This is a genomic window from bacterium (assembly GCA_031082185.1).
In the GTDB taxonomy this organism is placed as follows: domain Bacteria; phylum Sysuimicrobiota; class Sysuimicrobiia; order Sysuimicrobiales; family Humicultoraceae; genus VGFA01.
Genome location: JAVHLI010000002.1, coordinates 257,630 through 274,687, shown reverse-complemented (window position 1 = coordinate 274,687; position 17,058 = coordinate 257,630). Strand labels below are relative to the sequence as shown.

The 17,058-nt window shown below is 69.5% G+C and carries 18 protein-coding genes; 13 read left to right on the top strand and 5 right to left on the bottom strand.

Features of this window, described 5'->3' with window-relative positions; genetic code table 11:
• Positions 1-48 precede the first annotated feature (48 nt).
• The 13 genes from smc (at position 49) to RDU83_03635 (ending at position 11,218) form a co-directional block, all read left to right on the top strand.
• A complete protein-coding gene (gene smc / locus RDU83_03695; GenBank protein MDQ7840116.1) occupies positions 49-3,681 on the top strand; it encodes a chromosome segregation protein SMC in 3,633 nt (1,210 codons plus the stop codon).
• 6 nt (positions 3,682-3,687) lie between these two features.
• Positions 3,688-4,596, top strand: coding sequence for a signal recognition particle-docking protein FtsY (gene ftsY / locus RDU83_03690; protein MDQ7840115.1), 909 nt, complete (start codon positions 3,688-3,690; stop codon positions 4,594-4,596).
• A gap of 98 nt (positions 4,597-4,694) precedes the next feature.
• Positions 4,695-5,555: a methyltransferase gene (locus RDU83_03685; GenBank protein ID MDQ7840114.1), complete on the top strand. Its 861-nt coding sequence runs from the start codon at positions 4,695-4,697 to the stop codon at positions 5,553-5,555.
• On the top strand, positions 5,548-6,867 hold the full coding sequence (gene ffh / locus RDU83_03680; GenBank protein MDQ7840113.1) for a signal recognition particle protein: 1,320 nt from the start codon (positions 5,548-5,550) through the stop codon (positions 6,865-6,867). Before RDU83_03685 ends, ffh begins: the two co-directional genes overlap by 8 nt.
• Before the next feature lie 30 nt (positions 6,868-6,897).
• Positions 6,898-7,173, top strand: a complete 276-nt coding sequence (rpsP, locus tag RDU83_03675) for a 30S ribosomal protein S16 (GenBank protein MDQ7840112.1) — start codon at positions 6,898-6,900, stop codon at positions 7,171-7,173.
• Between the two features lie 18 nt (positions 7,174-7,191).
• Complete coding sequence (locus tag RDU83_03670; protein ID MDQ7840111.1) at positions 7,192-7,452, top strand: KH domain-containing protein; 261 nt, start codon at positions 7,192-7,194, stop codon at positions 7,450-7,452.
• An 11-nt stretch (positions 7,453-7,463) separates the two neighbouring features.
• Positions 7,464-7,868 carry a YlqD family protein gene (locus tag RDU83_03665; protein MDQ7840110.1) on the top strand — a complete coding sequence of 135 codons (405 nt, stop codon included), beginning with the start codon at positions 7,464-7,466 and terminating at the stop codon, positions 7,866-7,868.
• Positions 7,837-8,406, top strand: a complete 570-nt coding sequence (gene rimM, locus RDU83_03660; protein ID MDQ7840109.1) for a ribosome maturation factor RimM — start codon at positions 7,837-7,839, stop codon at positions 8,404-8,406. The genes RDU83_03665 and rimM overlap by 32 nt, the downstream gene beginning before the upstream one ends.
• Positions 8,396-9,121 (top strand): tRNA (guanosine(37)-N1)-methyltransferase TrmD, encoded by a 726-nt coding sequence (gene trmD, locus RDU83_03655; protein MDQ7840108.1) that lies wholly within the window; start codon positions 8,396-8,398, stop codon positions 9,119-9,121. The genes rimM and trmD overlap by 11 nt, the downstream gene beginning before the upstream one ends.
• Before the next feature lie 74 nt (positions 9,122-9,195).
• The gene (rplS, locus tag RDU83_03650) at positions 9,196-9,537 is read left to right on the top strand and encodes a 50S ribosomal protein L19 (GenBank protein ID MDQ7840107.1); all 342 of its coding nucleotides are present in this window, start codon (positions 9,196-9,198) and stop codon (positions 9,535-9,537) included.
• Between the two features lie 16 nt (positions 9,538-9,553).
• Positions 9,554-10,207, top strand: a complete 654-nt coding sequence (gene lepB / locus RDU83_03645) for a signal peptidase I (GenBank protein MDQ7840106.1) — start codon at positions 9,554-9,556, stop codon at positions 10,205-10,207.
• Positions 10,204-10,830: a ribonuclease HII gene (locus RDU83_03640; protein MDQ7840105.1), complete on the top strand. Its 627-nt coding sequence runs from the start codon at positions 10,204-10,206 to the stop codon at positions 10,828-10,830. The genes lepB and RDU83_03640 overlap by 4 nt, the downstream gene beginning before the upstream one ends.
• A 10-nt stretch (positions 10,831-10,840) precedes the next feature.
• On the top strand, positions 10,841-11,218 hold the full coding sequence (locus tag RDU83_03635) for a YraN family protein (GenBank protein ID MDQ7840104.1): 378 nt from the start codon (positions 10,841-10,843) through the stop codon (positions 11,216-11,218).
• A gap of 10 nt (positions 11,219-11,228) precedes the next feature.
• Here the strand turns inward: RDU83_03635 and hemG are convergent, their stop codons facing one another.
• Genes hemG through hemL form a run of 5 tightly spaced genes read right to left on the bottom strand, consistent with a single transcriptional unit; the run spans position 11,229 to position 17,053 of the window.
• Positions 11,229-12,665: a protoporphyrinogen oxidase gene (gene hemG / locus RDU83_03630; protein MDQ7840103.1), complete on the bottom strand. Its 1,437-nt coding sequence runs from the start codon at positions 12,663-12,665 to the stop codon at positions 11,229-11,231.
• Positions 12,662-13,600: a ferrochelatase gene (hemH, locus tag RDU83_03625; GenBank protein MDQ7840102.1), complete on the bottom strand. Its 939-nt coding sequence runs from the start codon at positions 13,598-13,600 to the stop codon at positions 12,662-12,664. Before hemH ends, hemG begins: the two co-directional genes overlap by 4 nt.
• Positions 13,597-14,631, bottom strand: a complete 1,035-nt coding sequence (gene hemE / locus RDU83_03620; GenBank protein ID MDQ7840101.1) for a uroporphyrinogen decarboxylase — start codon at positions 14,629-14,631, stop codon at positions 13,597-13,599. Before hemE ends, hemH begins: the two co-directional genes overlap by 4 nt.
• Complete coding sequence (locus RDU83_03615; protein ID MDQ7840100.1) at positions 14,628-15,752, bottom strand: TIGR04053 family radical SAM/SPASM domain-containing protein; 1,125 nt, start codon at positions 15,750-15,752, stop codon at positions 14,628-14,630. Before RDU83_03615 ends, hemE begins: the two co-directional genes overlap by 4 nt.
• Complete coding sequence (gene hemL / locus RDU83_03610; GenBank protein ID MDQ7840099.1) at positions 15,749-17,053, bottom strand: glutamate-1-semialdehyde 2,1-aminomutase; 1,305 nt, start codon at positions 17,051-17,053, stop codon at positions 15,749-15,751. Before hemL ends, RDU83_03615 begins: the two co-directional genes overlap by 4 nt.
• Positions 17,054-17,058 lie beyond the last annotated feature (5 nt).

Below are 17,058 nucleotides of genomic sequence, written 5' to 3'. Positions count from 1 at the left end.
ACAACGGGCGGGCCGCGCAGGCGGTCCGAGTCGAGGAGGAGACGGAGAGTGCAGCTTCGGAGGCTGGAGCTCGTAGGATTCAAGACGTTCGTGGACCGCACCGAACTCGAGTTCCATCCAGGAATCACCGCGATAGTGGGCCCCAACGGGAGCGGCAAGAGCAACATCATGGACAGCATCCGCTGGGCCCTGGGCGAGACCAACGCCCGTCTGCTGCGGGGCGCACGGATGGAGGACATCATCTTCGCCGGCACCGCATCCCGCCGGCCCCTCGGCCTGGCCAAAGTCTCGCTCACCCTGGAAAACGGCGCCGGCGATCTCCCCCTGGAGTTCAGCGAGGTTACCGTGTCGCGCGCCGTGACGCGGGGAGGCGAGGGTGAGTACGCCATCAACGGCGTGGACTGCCGCCTGCGCGACATCCAGATGCTGTTTTTGGGCACCGGGCTGGGTGGCCGTTCGTATGCGCTGATCGGACAGGGCGAGGTAGACGCGGTCCTGCGCGCTACGCCGCTCGAACGCCGGCAGTGGTTGGAGGAGGCCGCGGGTCTGGCAAGGCAGAAGCGGCAGCGCACCGAGGCCGAGCGCCGGCTGGGCCACGCCCAAGCCCATCTTGACCGTGCCGGCGATCTGCTCTCCGAGCTGGAGGCGCAGCAGTTGGCGCTGGCGGCGCAGGCCGAGGCCGCGGTTCTATACCGTGCGCACAGCGAGGAGCTGCGCGACCTGGAACTGGCGCTGTACGCGGACGAGGCGCGGCGCCTGTTGGGGACCGCGCGGCGATTGGCCTCCCAGCTCTTGGTTGAAAGGGAACAGGCCGCGCTATCCGCTGCGCGCGCAGACGCCGCCTCAGCTGCCGTGGCAGAGGTCGAGGCGCAGGTTGCCTCCTTGACCACCCAGTGGGAGGAAGGCCAGCAGGCGCTCCTCGGCGGTGCCGAGGAGCTCGCGGTCCGCGCAGCCGAGGTTCAGCAGGCGGAGCGGCGGCTCGATGGTCTGCGCGCCCACCACCGGCACCTGATGGACGAGGCCGGCCGCCTGTTGGAAGAGCGGGTGCGCGTGGAGGCAGACGCAGAGGTGCTGCGTCTGGAGGCCGTCGTGGTCGAGGACCAGCGTGAGTTGCTGCGGCGCGAGCTGGCGGATGCGACTGCCGGCTTCTCCGATGCCGCGGCCGCGGCAGAAGAAGCGGAGGCCCGGTTGTCCCTGGCCCGCCCCGAGGCAGGAGGCGTTGCGCGGACACTGGCACAGGCGCGCAGCGATCTGGCGGCGCTCTGCGCACGGGCCGAGGTGCTGGGCCAGTCGGTCGCTGCCACTGAGAAGAGGGCTGAAGCCCTTCGCGAGGCCGCGGCGCGGATATCGAGTGCCCTCGAATCCGCGCGAGGGGCCTGCAGCGAGGCCAGCAAGACCCTCGAACAGGTGGAGGATGCTCTGGCATCCGCCACGCGGACGTCCGACGAGTGCCGTCGCGGCCTCGATGCCTCTGCGGAGCGGCTGCGGGCCGCTGAACTGGAAGAACACGGACTTCAGTCCCGCCTGGCATCCATGGAAGAGGCGCACGCTCAGTTCGCAGGCTTCGAGGAGGGCGCACGTGGTGTGCTGCTGGCTGCCCGCGCCGATCCCGCCCGGTTCCCGGAACTCAGGGGCGCGGTGGCCGACCTGATAGAGGTGCCGGGCGCGTACCAGCCCGCCGTTGCCGCGGCCCTGGGGCGAAGGCTCCACTGCCTGGTCGTGGACAGCAGGGCGGCGATCCAGGCGATTCATGGCTTCCTTGAGGCAGAGGGGAATGGGGGAGCCGCGGTCCTGGCCCTGGACTCGGCTCGCGCCAGGCACCCTGCGGCGTCTATCCCCGCGGACGGGGCACATGTGCGCGCGGCCGATGTGGTGACCTCCGGCGCGGCGATCAGGCCTGCGGTAGAAGCCCTGCTGGGCGACGTGGCGATAGTAGCCGATCTGGACCGCGCCTGGGAGCTGTTCGCATCGGGCTTCTCCGGCCGAGTTGTCACCCAGGACGGCACGCTCCTCTCCCCTGACGGCGTGCTGTCGCTGCGCGGGCGGCGCGGTCGCGACCTCATGCCGTTGGGGCGCAACCAGGCGCTGGCCGCGCTGCGGGTCGACGCAGCAAGGGCTTCATCGCGCCGGGAGATGGCCCAGATGCAGCATCTGGCCGCCGCCGATCAGGCGGCGGCCACCGAGGCCGCGCTTTCCTCACGTAGGGCCGACCGCGGCGCAGCGGCCGGGGCCCTGACCGAGCGCACGCAGCGCTTGGCTCAACTGGAAGCCGAGGCCACGCGCCTGGCCGGGGACGAGGCCGCGCTGGCGGCAGAGGCGGCGTCACGCGGTCTGGAGCTTCACGGCAGGCAGGCCGAGGTGGACCGTCTGGCCGCTGACGTGCGCCGCCTCGAGGACGAGACCGGGTATCTGGAGACCCGCCTGGTGGAACTCGAACAGGCGACACGACGGCTGGGTGGTGCGCGGGAAGCATCGGCACAGGCGTTGGCCGCGTGTCAGGTCGCCATGGCACAGGTGGACGGAAACCTGGAGGCCCTGCGGGGGCGGCTGCGCGACCGCACCACCGTGATGGAGGAGATTGAGGCACGCCGTGCCGGACTGGCCCGCGACGCGGAGCGTATCTCCGCCGACCTGGATGCCGCAGCCGCGCACCGCCGTGAGGCGGCTGCCACTCACGATGCGGTTCTTGTCGGACAGGCCGCAGGGAAGGCCAGGCTGGAGCGCCTGGCCGCCGAGCGGGCAGGGCTGCGCGACTGCCTGGCGGTCCGAGGAGCGGAGCTCCACGCCGCGCTCGATGCCACCCGGGCCGGAGAGGCGGCGCTGCATCGCGCCGAGCTGCGCTGTGCGCAGGCGGACGCCGAACTGGCCGCGGCCGCGCAGCGCCTCGACGAGCAGTACGGCATCGCTCTTGAAGATGCCGCTTCCCGCCGCCTTGAGGTGTCTCGCGATGAAGCCCGGCGACGGCTGGACGAACTGCGGACCGCGCTGCGGGAACTGGGGCCGGTCAACCTACGCGCGATCGAGGAGCACGCCGCCCTGACGGCGCGCCTGGAGGCCCTGCGCACCCGCACCCAGGATGTCCGCGCCGCCGCGGACGCGCTGAGGCACTCGATTGCGGTGATCAACGCGGCGCTGCGCGTGCGGTTCGATCAGGCTTTCGTGGAGGTTGACCGGGAGTTCGGTCGGCTTTTCCAGCAGCTGTTCGATGGGGGGCAGGGTTCCCTGGAGCTGGTCGAGGACGAGCTGGGCGCGGAGCCAGGGCTGGAGGTGATCGCCCAGCTGCCCGGCAAGAAGCGCCGATCCCTGGTCGCGCTCTCGGGAGGGGAGAGGGTGCTCGTGGCCCTGGCCCTGATCTTCGCGCTGCTGCGGGTGCACCCCAGCCCGTTCTGCATCTTCGACGAGGTGGAGGCCGCGCTCGACGACGAGAACACCCGGCGGTTCACCGGCCTGCTGCGGGATCTGGCCCAGCAGACCCAGGTGCTCATCATTACCCACAACAAGGGCACCATGGCCGCGGCCGATGTACTCTACGGCGTGACGATGCAGGAGCTGGGCACCTCCGCGCTGGTCTCGTTGCGGCTGGTACCGTCCCGGAACGGGGGGGAGCCCGAGCCGCGCGAGGAACTCGGGGTGAAGGAGCCCTCGCGGCTGCGCGAGGCGGTCGCCCTTCCGGGCGAGTAGACGACCGTGTCGTCCGGATCCCCCGGCTGGTTTGCCCGGCTGCGCACCTCGCTCGGGCGCACGCGAGAGGCGATCTCCTCACGTCTCGATGCCCTGCTGTTGGCACCCCCTGACGACGCGTTCTTCGCCGGCTTGGAGGAGGTTCTCATTGCCTCCGACGTGGGCGCCGGGCTTAGTGCCGAGATCGTGGAGCGGCTGCGCCGCGACCCTGGGGCCCGCACGGCCGAGGCGGTTCGCGCCGCGCTTGGGACGATCCTGCGCGAGCTGTTGGGCGCGCCGGGTCTGCTGCGTCTCGATCCGGCTCCTGCGGTGGTGTTGGTTCTGGGCGTAAACGGTTCGGGCAAGACCACGACGATCGGCAAGCTCGCCTTCAGGATGCGCCAGGAGGACCGCCGGGTCATGCTGGCCGCGGCCGACACGTTCCGTGCCGCGGCGATTGAGCAGCTCGAGCTGTGGGGAGAGCGGGTGGGTGTCCCGGTTGTTCGGCATCAGACAGGATCAGACCCGGCCGCCGTTGTCTTTGATGCCGCGCAGGCGGCGCAGGCGAGGGGAGCGGACGTGCTGATCGTGGACACCGCCGGCCGGCTGCACACCAAGGTCAACCTCATGGAAGAGCTCAAGAAGATGGACCGGGTGCTGGCACGCGCGCTGCCCGGTTCGCCGGTGGAGCGCCTGCTGGTCCTGGACGCGGGCACGGGCCAGAACGGCCTAGCCCAGGCGCGCCGCTTCCACGAGGCGGTTGGCCTGACCGGCGTCGTTCTCGCCAAGCTCGACGGGACGGCGAAGGGCGGGATTGCCGCGGCAGTGACGCGGGATCTGGGGATTCCGATCGCCTTCGTCGGCATCGGGGAGGGTCTGGAGGATCTTGTGCCGTTCGATCCCGCCGCGTTTGTTGCCGCGCTGCTCGCGGAGTAGGTCCCTCTACATCTAGGCACCTCCGTTCTTGACGGCGCCCAGTCCGTGCGCTATTGTGATGGTGCTGTCAAGGGGTTTGCCTTGACAGGTCGAGCCACATGGAGCGCACGCTCGCCGACCGCGACCGGGCCAACCGGATGTTCGACGCATACGGGGCGCTGCTGACCGCGCAGCAGCAGCACCTCCTGCGCCGCTACTACCAGGACGACCTTTCGCTGGGCGAGATCGCCGCACAGACGCGCGTGACGCGGCAGGCCGTGCACGACGGCCTGCGCAGGGCGCTGGCGGCGATGGAACGGTTGGAGGGCGCGTTGGGACTCGCGGCGCGGGAGGATCACTACTCCACGCCCTCGCCGCGTTCAGCGCCGAGGACGCGGGAGCAACGGGTGGAGCTGCGGGGCCGGGCCTGGGCCTTTCAGTCGGTCTCAGGTGTCTTCGCGCACCGCCGCTTCGACGCCGGGACGCGCCTGCTGATAGAGACGATGGAGGTCCGCCGCGGCGATCGCATCCTGGACCTGGGATGCGGCTACGGGGCGATCGGCCTGGTGGCGGCCGGGCTTGCGACGCGCGGCCGCGCGTGGCTGGTGGATCTCAACCGGCGCGCCGCGCATATGGCGCACGCCAACGCCGCCGCGCACGGGCTGACCAACGTCTGCGTGCTGGTGGGCGACGGGGCCGCCCCGTTCAGGGACGGTTCCGTTGACCTGGTGCTCACCAATCCGCCCATACGGGCCGGGCGCCGGGTGGTGGTGGAGTTCATTGAAGGAGCATGGCGGGTGCTGAGGCCTGGAGGCCGGTTCTACATGGTCGCGCGCACGGGACAGGGCGCTCGAACGCTGGCAGGAATAGTGGCCGGGCGTTTCGGCGATGCCCGCGAGGTGAGCGCTGCCGAGGGATATCGCGTCTACGAGGCCCGGCGCGGGCACGATACGAACGCAAAGGTGATCGTCGGTGTTTGAGGCGCTGCAGTCCAGATTGGGGGAGATCGTCCGCAGGCTCGCCGGCCGCGGGGTGTTGAGCCCCGAGGACGTTGACGCGGTGTTGCGCGAGGTGCGCATGGCCCTGCTGGAGGCCGACGTGAACTTCCGCGTAGCCCGTGACTTCGTCGAGGGCGTCCGCGCGGCGGCGGTTGGGCAGGAGGTGTGGAAACACCTAAGCCCCGGCCAGCAGGTGGTCAAGATCGTGCACCAGGAGCTGATCCGGCTCCTGGGAGGAACGGCGCGCGAGCTGCTCGTGGCGGCACCGCCTCCCACGATCATCCTGCTGATCGGTCTACACGGCGTAGGCAAGACCACGACCGCCGGGAAGTTGGCCGGCTATCTGCGGCGCCGGGGCCGCGCACCCCTGTTGGTGGCCACGGACCTGAAGCGGCCCGCCGCGATCCGGCAGCTCGAGATCGTGGGAGATCAGGTGGGAGTACCCGTGTTTGCCCGCCACGGGGAGACGGATCCGATCGGCGTGGCGCGTGCCGCGGTGGCGGCGGCCGTTGCGGACGGGCACGACGTGGTGATTGTGGACTCGGCAGGCCGGCTGCACGTGGACGACGACCTGATGGCCGAGCTTGCCGCGATGCACTCGGCTCTGGCGCCGCACGAGACCCTGCTGGTTCTGGACGCGATGGCAGGGCAGGACGCGGTTCGGATGGCAGAGCAGTTCGGCGCGCGGATACCGCTGGACGGCGTGGTGCTCACCAAGATGGACGGCGACGCCCGCGGGGGCGCGGCGCTTTCGGTCGTGGCCACGGTCGGCAGGCCGATCCTGTTCGTGGGGGTGGGAGAGCGGCCCGATGCGCTGGAGCGGTTTCACCCGGACCGCATGGCCTCCCGCATCCTTGGGATGGGCGACATGCTGACGCTGATCGAGCGCGCGGAAGCGACCGTCTCGGCGGAGGCAGCGGCCGAGCTTGAGCGAAAGCTGCGGCGGCATCAGTTCACCTTTGCCGACTTCCTGGAACAACTGCGCCAGGTTCGCCAGATGGGGCCGCTGGACCAACTGCTCGAGATGGTCCCCGGCTTCGCCCGCATCCGTGAGGCGGGTGCGTCCGTGGACGAAGGGCAACTGAGCCGGGTCGAGGCCGTGATCCAGTCCATGACACCGCAGGAGCGCGACACGCCGGCGGTCATTGACGGTAGCCGCCGCCGCCGCATCGCGCGGGGGAGCGGGGTATCCGTGCAGGACGTCAATCGGTTGTTGAAGCAGTTCGAGCAGGTGCGCCGGCTCGTGCGGCACACGGACGAGCACGGCCGGGGCAGCAGGCGGCATCCGTTCTAGGACGGTACGCATACCCAAGGAGGCAGACCGATGGCCGTGAAGATCCGACTCATGCGAATAGGAGCCAAGCACCAGCCGTCATACCGCGTGGTGGTGGCCGACTCAAAGGTCCCGAGGGGCGGCAGGTACCTGGAGGCGCTCGGCCACTATAACCCCAGGACCGAGCCCTCAACGATCCAGATTGACGAGACGAAGGCGCGCTCCTGGCTCGACCGGGGCGCCCGGCCCTCGGACGCGGCCCGCGTGCTGCTGGTGAAGACCGGCATCCTCCCTCGCTGGGAAGCCGGTCGCTCCGGCGGCGCGTAAGGCCCGGTCTGAAACGCCATGCCGGGAGCTGATCTGCGGGCGTTAGTCGAGTATCTGGTCCGGGGGCTGGTGGACGATCCCGGGGCGGTCGGCGTGAAGGCAACCGAGCGTGACCGCTTGGTGATCATCGGAATCCGAGTGGCCGCAGGGGATCTGGGTCAAGTGATAGGCCGCCGCGGGCGCATCGTGGGCGCGATTCGCACCATGGTTAGGGCCGCGGCCCTGCCCGATGGCCGGCGCGTGATAGTGGAGATCGAGCAGCAGTCCAGTCTGGGATGACGGAGGCCGGCATGGGGATAACCGTGGTTCGACCGGTAGTTGTGAAGGCCATAGTCACGGAGACGTTCAAAAAGCAGTACCTGAGCGAGCTCGAGGATACCGTCCGGCGCCTCGACGCCATGGTCACGCAGATTGATACCCAGATCCGCCGCTCCGAGCTGGAGCGGCAGGCTTCCCCGCAATCGCGGGCGATCCGCCAGCAGCTCGAGGTGGAGCGGTCCAGGCAGGAAGCCGCGCGCATGGAGCTGGCAGCGCGCATAAGGGAGGCCGAGGCGCTCGAGCTCCAGTCCGAGTTCTCCCAGGGCACCCTGGAAAGCATGGTTGAGCTCAACGTCGGCGACAACTTCTTCACGCGACTGGCGCGAGCCGAGGTCATCATCAAGGATGGGATTGTCATCGAGATCCGCGAAATCTAGCCGCGGGCGCCCGGTCCCTGCCGACCTTGTCACGGTGGGACGAGTGGTCCGGCCGCACGGGCTGCGCGGCGAGGTAAGGGTGCGCCTGGAGACGGACTTCCCACAGCGGTTTGAACGTCTCAGAGAGGTCTACCTGATCCGGGCCGGCCGCGTGGAGGTAGCCGAGATAACCGGTAGACGGCCGTTCAAGGAAGGCCTGCTGCTTACCATCCACGGGATCGGCGACCTGGAGGCGGCCGAAGGACTGCGCGGTGCGGAGATCGCGGTCCCCCGCGACGCCGTGGTGCCTCTGGAGGAAGGCGCCTTCTACGTGTTCGAGATCGTCGGTCTGCGCGTGCGGACCGAGGAGGGGCGGATGCTGGGCACCGTTGCCGAGGTAATACGGGCGCCGGCCAACGACGTCTACGTGGTCCGGGGTGAGGCAGGAGAGATCCTGCTGCCGGCCACGCGGGAGGTAGTGCGTCGAATTGATCCCGCCTCGGGCGAAATGGTCGTTGCCCTCCTGCCGGGTCTGGAGGAGCCGGACCGTGCGCATTGACATCGTGACGATCTTCCCGGAGGCACTGGCTCCGCTGGAGGTCTCGATCCTCGGCCGGGCTCGCGCGCGGGGGCTGGTGGAGATCTCGGTCGTGGACCTGCGTGATTTCACGTCCGACCGCCACCGGCAGGTGGACGACCTGGCGTACGGAGGCGGTCCGGGCATGGTTATGAAGCCCGAGCCGTTCTTCGCGGCGGTGGAGGCACTGACGCCTCCCGAGGGCCCGCGCCCGCGCGTCCTGCTGACTTCCCCACAGGGCCGCCGCTTCGATCAGCGTGCCGCGGAGGATCTCTCCCGCGAGAGGCGCCTGATCGTGCTGTGCGGCAGGTACGAGGGAGTGGACGAACGGGTGGTGGAGGGCCTCGGCGCCGAGGAGTTCTCGATCGGCGACTACGTGCTGACCGGCGGCGAGCTTGCCGCGATGGTCATCGTGGATGCCGCGGTACGGTTGATTCCCGGGGTTGTGGGCGACGCCGCGTCGGTCGTGGCGGAGTCGTTCGCCGGCGGGATGCTCGACCACCCGCACTACACGCGTCCGGCCGATTTCCGCGGGCTTCGAGTGCCCGAAGTGCTGCTGAGCGGGCACCACGAGGCGATCCGGCGGTGGCGCCGCCGCGAGCAACTGCGGCGCACACTGGCCCGGCGGCCGGACCTGATTTGCTGGGACGCTCTAGGCGATGAAGACCGCGCGCTGCTGCGCGACGATGACGCCTAGGGCGGGCTGTGCTACAATCATCAGTCGTGACTGCGGCGCCGCAGGATGCGTCGGCCGACAGGGAGGCGAAAGTAATGAATAAGCTTAAGATGGTGGAGGCCGGTCAGGTGAAGAAGAAGGTCACAGCCTTCACTCCCGGCGATACCGTGCGTGTCCACATCCGCGTCACAGAGGGCGGGCGCGAGCGAGTGCAGGCATTTGAGGGCACCGTGATCTCGCGACGGGGCGCGGGCGTGAACGAGATGTTCACCGTGCGGCGCATCAGCCACGGGATCGGCGTGGAGCGCGTCTTCCCCGTGCACTCACCGCGGGTAGAGAAGATTGACGTGGTCCGCCGCGGCAAGGTGCGGCGCGCCAAGCTGTACTTCCTCAGGGGAAAGGTCGGCAAGGAGACGCGCATCAAGGAACGGCGCTAGTCCCGGTCCCAGCAACATGAGCCGCGACCTCCTGGTCCTTGCCGAGCGCATCCCATTTGGCATACCCACGCTGATCATTTCCCTGGCGCTGGGGCTGTTCGTGCTGCGCCAGATCGTCCGCCGCATATACCGAATCCCGCCGGCGGTGCGCCTCTCGATCGTGGAGACGCTGGACGCCACGATCTTCGCGGCGTTGATCAGCCTCGTCATCATCATTTTCGTCGTCCAGGCCTTCTTCATCCCCTCGGGCTCCATGGAGCCCACCCTGCGCGTCGGCGACCGCATCCTTGTTGGCAAGTTCGCCTACCGGCTGTGGGAGATCCGCCGCGGGGATACCATTGTCTTCCGGTATCCGCTCAACCCCAACAAGGATTTCGTCAAGCGTGTCGTGGGCCTGCCCGGGGAGCGCATCGAGCTGAAGGAGGGGCTGGTGCTGATCAATGGCCGGCCGCTGGGAGAGCTATACCCGACTGTGCTGCCCGGGGGCGACAGGGCCTGCTCCAGCAGCTACGGCCCTGAGGTAGTGCCGCCCGACAAGCTGTTCGTGCTGGGAGACAACCGGTGCAACAGCGAGGACAGCCGGTTCTTCGGGTTTGTTCCGATCAAGAACGTGGTGGGGCGGGCGATGGTGGTCTACTGGCCGCCCGAAAGGATAGGCCTCGTGCGGTGACCCGGCCCTTAGCGCTCTTCACCAGAGAGCGCGAGGCCTGGGCGCAGGGTATCTCGCCGGTGGCCGGTTTGGACGAGGCGGGCCGCGGGCCGCTCGCAGGCCCCGTGGTTGCATCCGCCGTCATCTTCCCCTGCGAACGACCGATTCCCAACTTGCGTGACTCCAAGCAACTGACGCCTCGGATGCGTGAAGCGGTGTTCGACGCAATCCAGGCCTCGGGTGCGCTGGTAGGCATCGGCATCGCGGATGTGATGGAGATCGACCGGCTGAACATACTGGGTGCGACCAAGCTGGCATGGGGCCGGGCGGTTGCGGCGCTCGGGCAGGTGCCGGCGCTGGTCCTGGTGGATGGGAACGTGCGGGCCCCCCTGTCCGTACCCCAGGTGACGCTGGTGAAGGGTGATCAGCACTGCGCTTCGATCGCCGCCGCTTCGGTGGTCGCCAAGGTCACCCGGGACCGCCTGATGGTTGAGCTCGATCTCCACGAGCCGCGCTACGGGTTTGCCAGGCACAAGGGCTACGCGACCCCACAGCACCTGGCTGCGCTGCGGCGGTGGGGCCCCACCCCGGCGCACCGCCGGGCCTTCTTGCCCCCCGGCATTCCTTCCCTGCCCGGCCGATAACAACGGCAGGATGGTGCCTTCACACTCCTGCGCCCTTGGCGCGGCCGGCGAGGACGCTGCCGCGGCTTGGCTTGCACAGCAGGGATACCAACTTCTGGCCCGCAACGTGCGCACCCGATACGGCGAGATAGACCTGGTGGTGCGGTCCGGGACCGTTGTGGTCTTCGTCGAGGTGAAGAGCCGCACGGGCGCGCGGTTCGGGCACCCCGGCGAGGCCGTCGCCGCTACCAAGCAGCGCCGCCTCGCGAGGCTCGCGTCGGCGTACCTGCTGGCCCACGGGCTGGGCGGGTGCGCGACGCGGTTTGATGTGATCGCCGTACGGCTCGGACGCGATGGCCACGTCTTCGGGATCGAGCACATCCCCGATGCATTTCAGGCAGGGGAATGAACAGGGCCGGTCAGGTGGTCAGCGAGGCCAGGATCCCGTCCACGGCCTCCGTGCCCTGGCGGATGCAGTCAGGGATGCCGGTGCCCCCATAGCCGGCGCCCGCGAGGGCCAGGTTGGGATAGGCCCGCAGCTCCGTGCCGATCGCCTCGAGCCGATCGAGGTGCCCGCTGAGGTACTGTGGCATCGAGTTCGGCCAGCGCGCCACCGTGGCGAAGACCGGATCGGCGTTTATGCCCAGCGTCCTGCGGAGATCCCGGCGCACCAGCGACACCAGACGGCCGTCGTCCTCCCGGAGGACGGCCTCACGGCCGGCGGCACCGAGGTAGCACCGCAGCAGCACCAGGTCGGGCGGCGCCCGGTGCGGCCACTTGGACGACACCCAGGTGCAGGCGGTTATCTCCATCGGCTCGTCACGGGCGACCACGAAGCCGTGTCCCACAAGCGGATGGTGCACCTCCTGGCGTCGGAAGGCCAGTGTTATCGCTGCGGTGGACACGTATGGGATTGCTCCCAGCAGGGAGGCCACCCGGGGCGCCACAGGCCCCAGCAGGGCGGCGCTGGCGAAGGCAGGCGCCGTCAGCACCACCCCGTCGGCGATGATGGTTTCGCCGTCGTCGAGGTGGAGCGCGTAGGATGTGCGCCCGCGCTCGACCACCGGCACCAGGCGTACTATGGACCTTCCGGTTATCAACCTCGTGTTGTCGTTACCCCGGGGGCCGCCCAGCGCCCCAACCAGGGCCTCGACGAGCTCGCCTACACCGCCTGTCAGACTCAGGAACATGGGGCTGGGACTGCCGGAAGCGGCCGCCGCCATCTGCTTCCTCCGCGCCATCGCCGCCAGCACCAGGCTGCGGTGGCTGGCCTCCCACTCGAGGAGTTGCGGGAACGTTGCCCGCAGGCTCAACGCATACGCGTCGCCGGCATAGATGCCTGCCAGCATCGGGCCGGCCAGGCGGGCCACCACCGCGTCGCCCAGCCGCCGCCGGATGAAGGCTCCCATGGTCTCGTCCTCGGCCTCCCGCCTGCGGGGGAGCACCAGGTCGAGGCCTGCGCGGAGCTTATCAAGGGGGGAGAGCAGGCGCGTGCGCACCATTGGCCCAATGCGCGACGGCACGCCCAGAGCCAGGCCCTCTGGGAACGGGTGCAGCTTCCCACGGAAGGCGACGTAGACCGGCTGGCCCGGCAGGGTACCGATCAGGCGGTCGCCCAGTCCCAGCGCCCGGCAGAGGTTGGCCGCCCAGGGCTTGGTGGCGAGGAACGAGTCCGGTCCGGCCTCAACCAGGCAGTCGCCGATCCGCTCGGTCAGCAGCTTGCCGCCCAGACGAGGCTCCTGCTCAACGAGCGTGCACCTGATTCCCAGGTCGCGCGCCCTGCGGTCGGACGCCAGCGCGTGGGCCGCTGCCAGGCCGGTGATTCCGCCTCCGACGATCGCGACGTGCGCGCTCACTGGACCGGTTGCTCCATCGAGAAGGATGCAGCGGCTTCTCTTGCCAGGTCGGCCAGCGCCTCAATCAGGAGCGGGCAGTCGTTGAGCGATGCCGCGCGTACCATGCGCAGGCCTGCGGACGCGGCCAGAGCCCGGCACTCGATGTCAATGTCGTAGAGGACCTCCAGGTGGTCGGAGATGAAGCCCACCGGGCAGACTACCACGGCCTGCGCCCCGCTTCCCGCAAACCCAAGAATCACCTCGTGGACGTTTGGTTCTAACCAGGGACCAGCGGTGCGGCCGGCGCTCTGGTAGGCTAGGATCCACTCCCGGACGCCGGACCGGTCGGCGACCCCCTGGCAGGTGCGGTGCAGCTCTTCGGTGTAAGGATCCCCATCGGCGAGTGCCTGTTTGGGCAGGCTGTGGGCGGTGAAGACCACACGAGCAGTCCCCCGCTCCTCCTGCGAAAGGGTTGTCAGCGCGTCCCCCAGACGGCTCGCCACCGCGTCCAGGAAGCGCGGATGATTGCCCCACCTCTCCACGTAGCGCAGCGACAGCGCCGGCGTGCTCTCACGCGCCGCCTCGGCCGCCGCGATGTAGGCACCGACGCCCAGGCGCGAGTAGTGCGGCACCAAGGCCAGTCCCACGCCCGCTGTGATCCCGTCATCAGCCATGGCGGCTACGGCCTCCGCGATGAACGGTGGGGAGTGCCGCATTCCGGCATAGACGCGGAACCGCCCGGGCGCGTCAACGTCGAGGCAGGCCTGCAGCGCGGCGGCCTGCCGCCGCGTGATCTCCGGCAGCGGAGAGCGCCCGCCGATCGCGCGGTAGCGCTCCCCCAACCCGCGCAGCATCTCGGGCAACGGCGGCCTGCCTCCCCGGACGCTGGTGTAGAAGACCTCCAGGTCCTCGGGTCCGGAAGGGCTGCCGTAGGCCATCAGCAGGACCCCTGTCATGGGCGCACGGGTGCGACCTGGGAGTGCTCGTGTACCAGCTCGACGAGTCGCCTCAAATGGTCCGGCGGCGTTTGCGGCAGGACACCGTGTCCCAGGTTGAAGATGTGGCCGGGCCGCGCGGCCGACTCGCTCAGGATGTCGTGCGCGGCCCCAGCCGCCACCTCAAACGGCGCCAGGAGCGTTGCCGGGTCCAGATTCCCCTGAATTCCGGCGCCACCGATCCGCGCCCACGCGTCGGACAGGCGGATGCGCCAGTCCACGCCTATGACGTCGCCCCCGGCCCGCGCCATCTGGGGCAGTAGGCCTGCGGTGCCGGTGCCGAAGTGGATTACCGGCACCTCCAGCGCGGCCAGCGCACCGAACAGCCGCTGCATGTGAGGCAACACCGCGGCCTCGTAGTCGCGCGGCGCCAGCGCGCCCACCCATGAGTCAAAGAGCTGCAAGGCCTGTACGCCTGCGGCCACCTGGGCCCGCAGGTACTCGATCGTCGCGTCTGTCAGACGGTGCATAAGCCGGTGCCAGAGCGCCGGCGAACCGTACAGCATCGCCTTGGTGTGCGGCAGGTCGCGTGAGCCGCGGCCCTCGATCAGGTAGCTGGCCACGGTGAACGGCGCGCCGGCGAATCCGATCAGCGGGACGCGGACCTCCCCCCGTATGAGGCGAATTGCCTCCAGTACGAATGGCAGGTCGCGTTCCGGTTCCAGGGGGCGCAGCGCGCCCACCTGCGCGTCCGTGCGGATCGGCGTGCCGATTACCGGTCCCGTGCCCTCGACGATGTCGAACGGTACGCCCAGGCCGATCAGGGGAAGCATGATGTCCGCGAACAGGATCGCCGCGTCCACGCCCAGCTGTTCCACCGGCAGCAGCGTTACCTGGGCGCACAGCTCCGGCGTGCGGCACAACTCGAGCATGGAGTGGCGTGCCCGCAACGCCCGGTATTCCCTCTGGTAGCGACCGGCCTGGCGCATGAACCACACCGGGGTGCAATCGGTGGGCTCGCGGCGGCAGGCGCGCAGAAACCGATCGTTCATGCGGGCTCGTAGGGGCACAATGGGTCTTCCGCCAGGATGTCACCGGTGTGCGCGAAGGCCCGCGCCCTCGATCCCCCGCAGATCGCCCTGAACTCGCAGCGGCCACACCGGCCCCGCAGCCGCGAGGTGTCGCGCAGCGCGGTGAAGAGGGGGCTCGCGCGGTAGAGCTCGACCAGGGAGGCGGTCCTTACGTTCCCGGCAGCCAGCGGGAGGAATCCTGAGGGCGCCACATCGCCGGTCCTTGAGATGAACAGGATGCCGTTGCCGTCACGAATGCCGAACCCCCGCCCGACGCTGCTGTTGTGCACCCCGGCGCCGTCCAGCCCGGCGGCGTGCATCCGCGCCAGCGCCACGCGCCGGAACTGAGGCGCCTCCGTGGTCTTGATCGCGAAAGGGGCCTGCTCGCTTAGTCCGTAGAGCCACTCCATCAGCCGCTCTGCGTCCCCGGCCGCTATCTCGCGCAGCGCGGTCCCGCGCCCCACCGAGATCAGGAAGAAGAGACTCCACCGTTCGACGCGCATAGAGGTCAGCAGATCGTAGATCGCCGGCAGATCGCCCGCGGTCTCCTCGGTTACAAGGGTGTTAACTTGGAGCGGGATCTCTGCCTCGGCCACCCACCCCGCGGCCTGCATGGTCATATCGAAGCAACCCGGCACGCCACGGAACGCGTCGTGGCGATCCGAGGTGGAGCCGTCGAGGCTCAGCGACATGCTCTGGACGCCGCAGCCGAGCAACCGGCGGACGGCCCCCCGGGTCAGGAGGGTTGTGCCGCTGGGCGCCAGCGAGACACCGATTCCCAGGCGTCCGGCCTCCTCGAGCAGTTCGTACAGATCGGCCCGCTTGAGGGGATCGCCGCCGGTGAACACCATGTGCGGCAGCGGATTGCCGAAAGCCGGCACCTGATGCAGCAGCGCCCTGGCCTCATCCGTGCTCAGCTCGTCCGGGTCGCGGTTCACCACTGCTTCCGCCCGGCAGTGGCGACAGGCAAGGTCGCAGGCCCGGGTGAGTTCCCAGTAGACCAGCATGGGCGCCCTGGCGTACTCGTATCCGGATTGCGCCGCCCGCACCGCCTCGTAAGACGGCGCGATTCCCCCGGACCGGACGCGTGGGGGCGGCATCATGTGGTTGCTTCCGCGAAGGCGGCCCGCGCCGCCGCGACCGTGTGCGCGATGTCTTCCTCGTTGTGCGAAGCCGACACGAACCAGGCCTCAAACTGCGAGGGCGGGAGCAGCACGCCCCGGGAGAGCATCCCTCGGAAGAACCGCGCGAACCGGGTTACATCCGCAGACAGGGCGGTCGCGTAGTCGCGGGGCGGGTCTTTGGTGAAGAACACCGTCAGCATCGAGGCCGCGCGCGTGACCGATGCCAAGACTCCGGCCTCGGCCGCTGCTTCGGTGAGCCCCTGGGCGAGGCGGGCGGTGAGGGCGTCAAGCCGTGCGTAGAAGGAGGGGTCGGCAAGGCGCTGCAGCGTCGCTGTCCCGGCCGCCATCGCCAGTGGATTCCCGGAGAGGGTTCCTGCTTGATACACCGGGCCCAGCGGCGCCACGGTTTCGATCACCTCGCGCCGCCCGCCGTAGGCGCCAACAGGCATTCCCCCGCCGATGATCTTGCCCAGGCAGGTCAGATCGGGCGCGATGCCGTACCGTGCCTGCGCGCCTCCCCATCCGAGACGGAAGCCGGTAATGACCTCATCGAAGATCAGCAGCGCGCCCTCGCCTGAGGTGATGGCGCGCAGCCCGTCCAGGAATCCTGCCACCGGTGGCACGACGCCCATGTTGGCCGCCACAGGCTCGACTATGACCGCGGCGATCGCCCCTGGGTTGGCCGCAAAGAGCGCCCGTACGGAGTCCAGGTCGTTGTACTGGGCCACCAGCGTGTCGGCGACCGCGGCTACCGGCACTCCGGCGCTGCTGGGCAGCCCGAAGGTGGCTATCCCAGAACCCGCCTGCGCGAGCAGGGGGTCGGCGTGGCCGTGGTAGCAGCCGGCGAACTTGACGATCTTGTCCCTTACGGTGAACCCACGGGCCGCGCGGATCGCGCTCATCGAGGCCTCGGTGCCGGAGCTGACGAAGCGCATCCGCTCCATGGTCGGCACCGCGGCGCGGACCAGCCGGGCCAGCCCGACCTCGCCGGGAGTGGGCATGCCGTAACTGGTCCCCTCCGCGGCCCGCTGCTGGATGGCCGCAACAACGTCCGGGTCGGCGTGTCCCAGGATCAGCGCTCCCCACGATCCGATGTAGTCCAGGAACTCGCGGCCGTCGAGATCGGTCAGGCGCGCGCCGCGAGCGGAGCTCACCACGAGCGGGTCGCCGCCGACCGCGCGGAAGGCCCGCACAGGGCTGTTCACGCCTCCAGGGAAGAGGCCTTCTGCTTCCTTGAAGAGGGCTGCGGCCCGCGGACCCGCGGCTGCAAAATTGTCCATCCTGT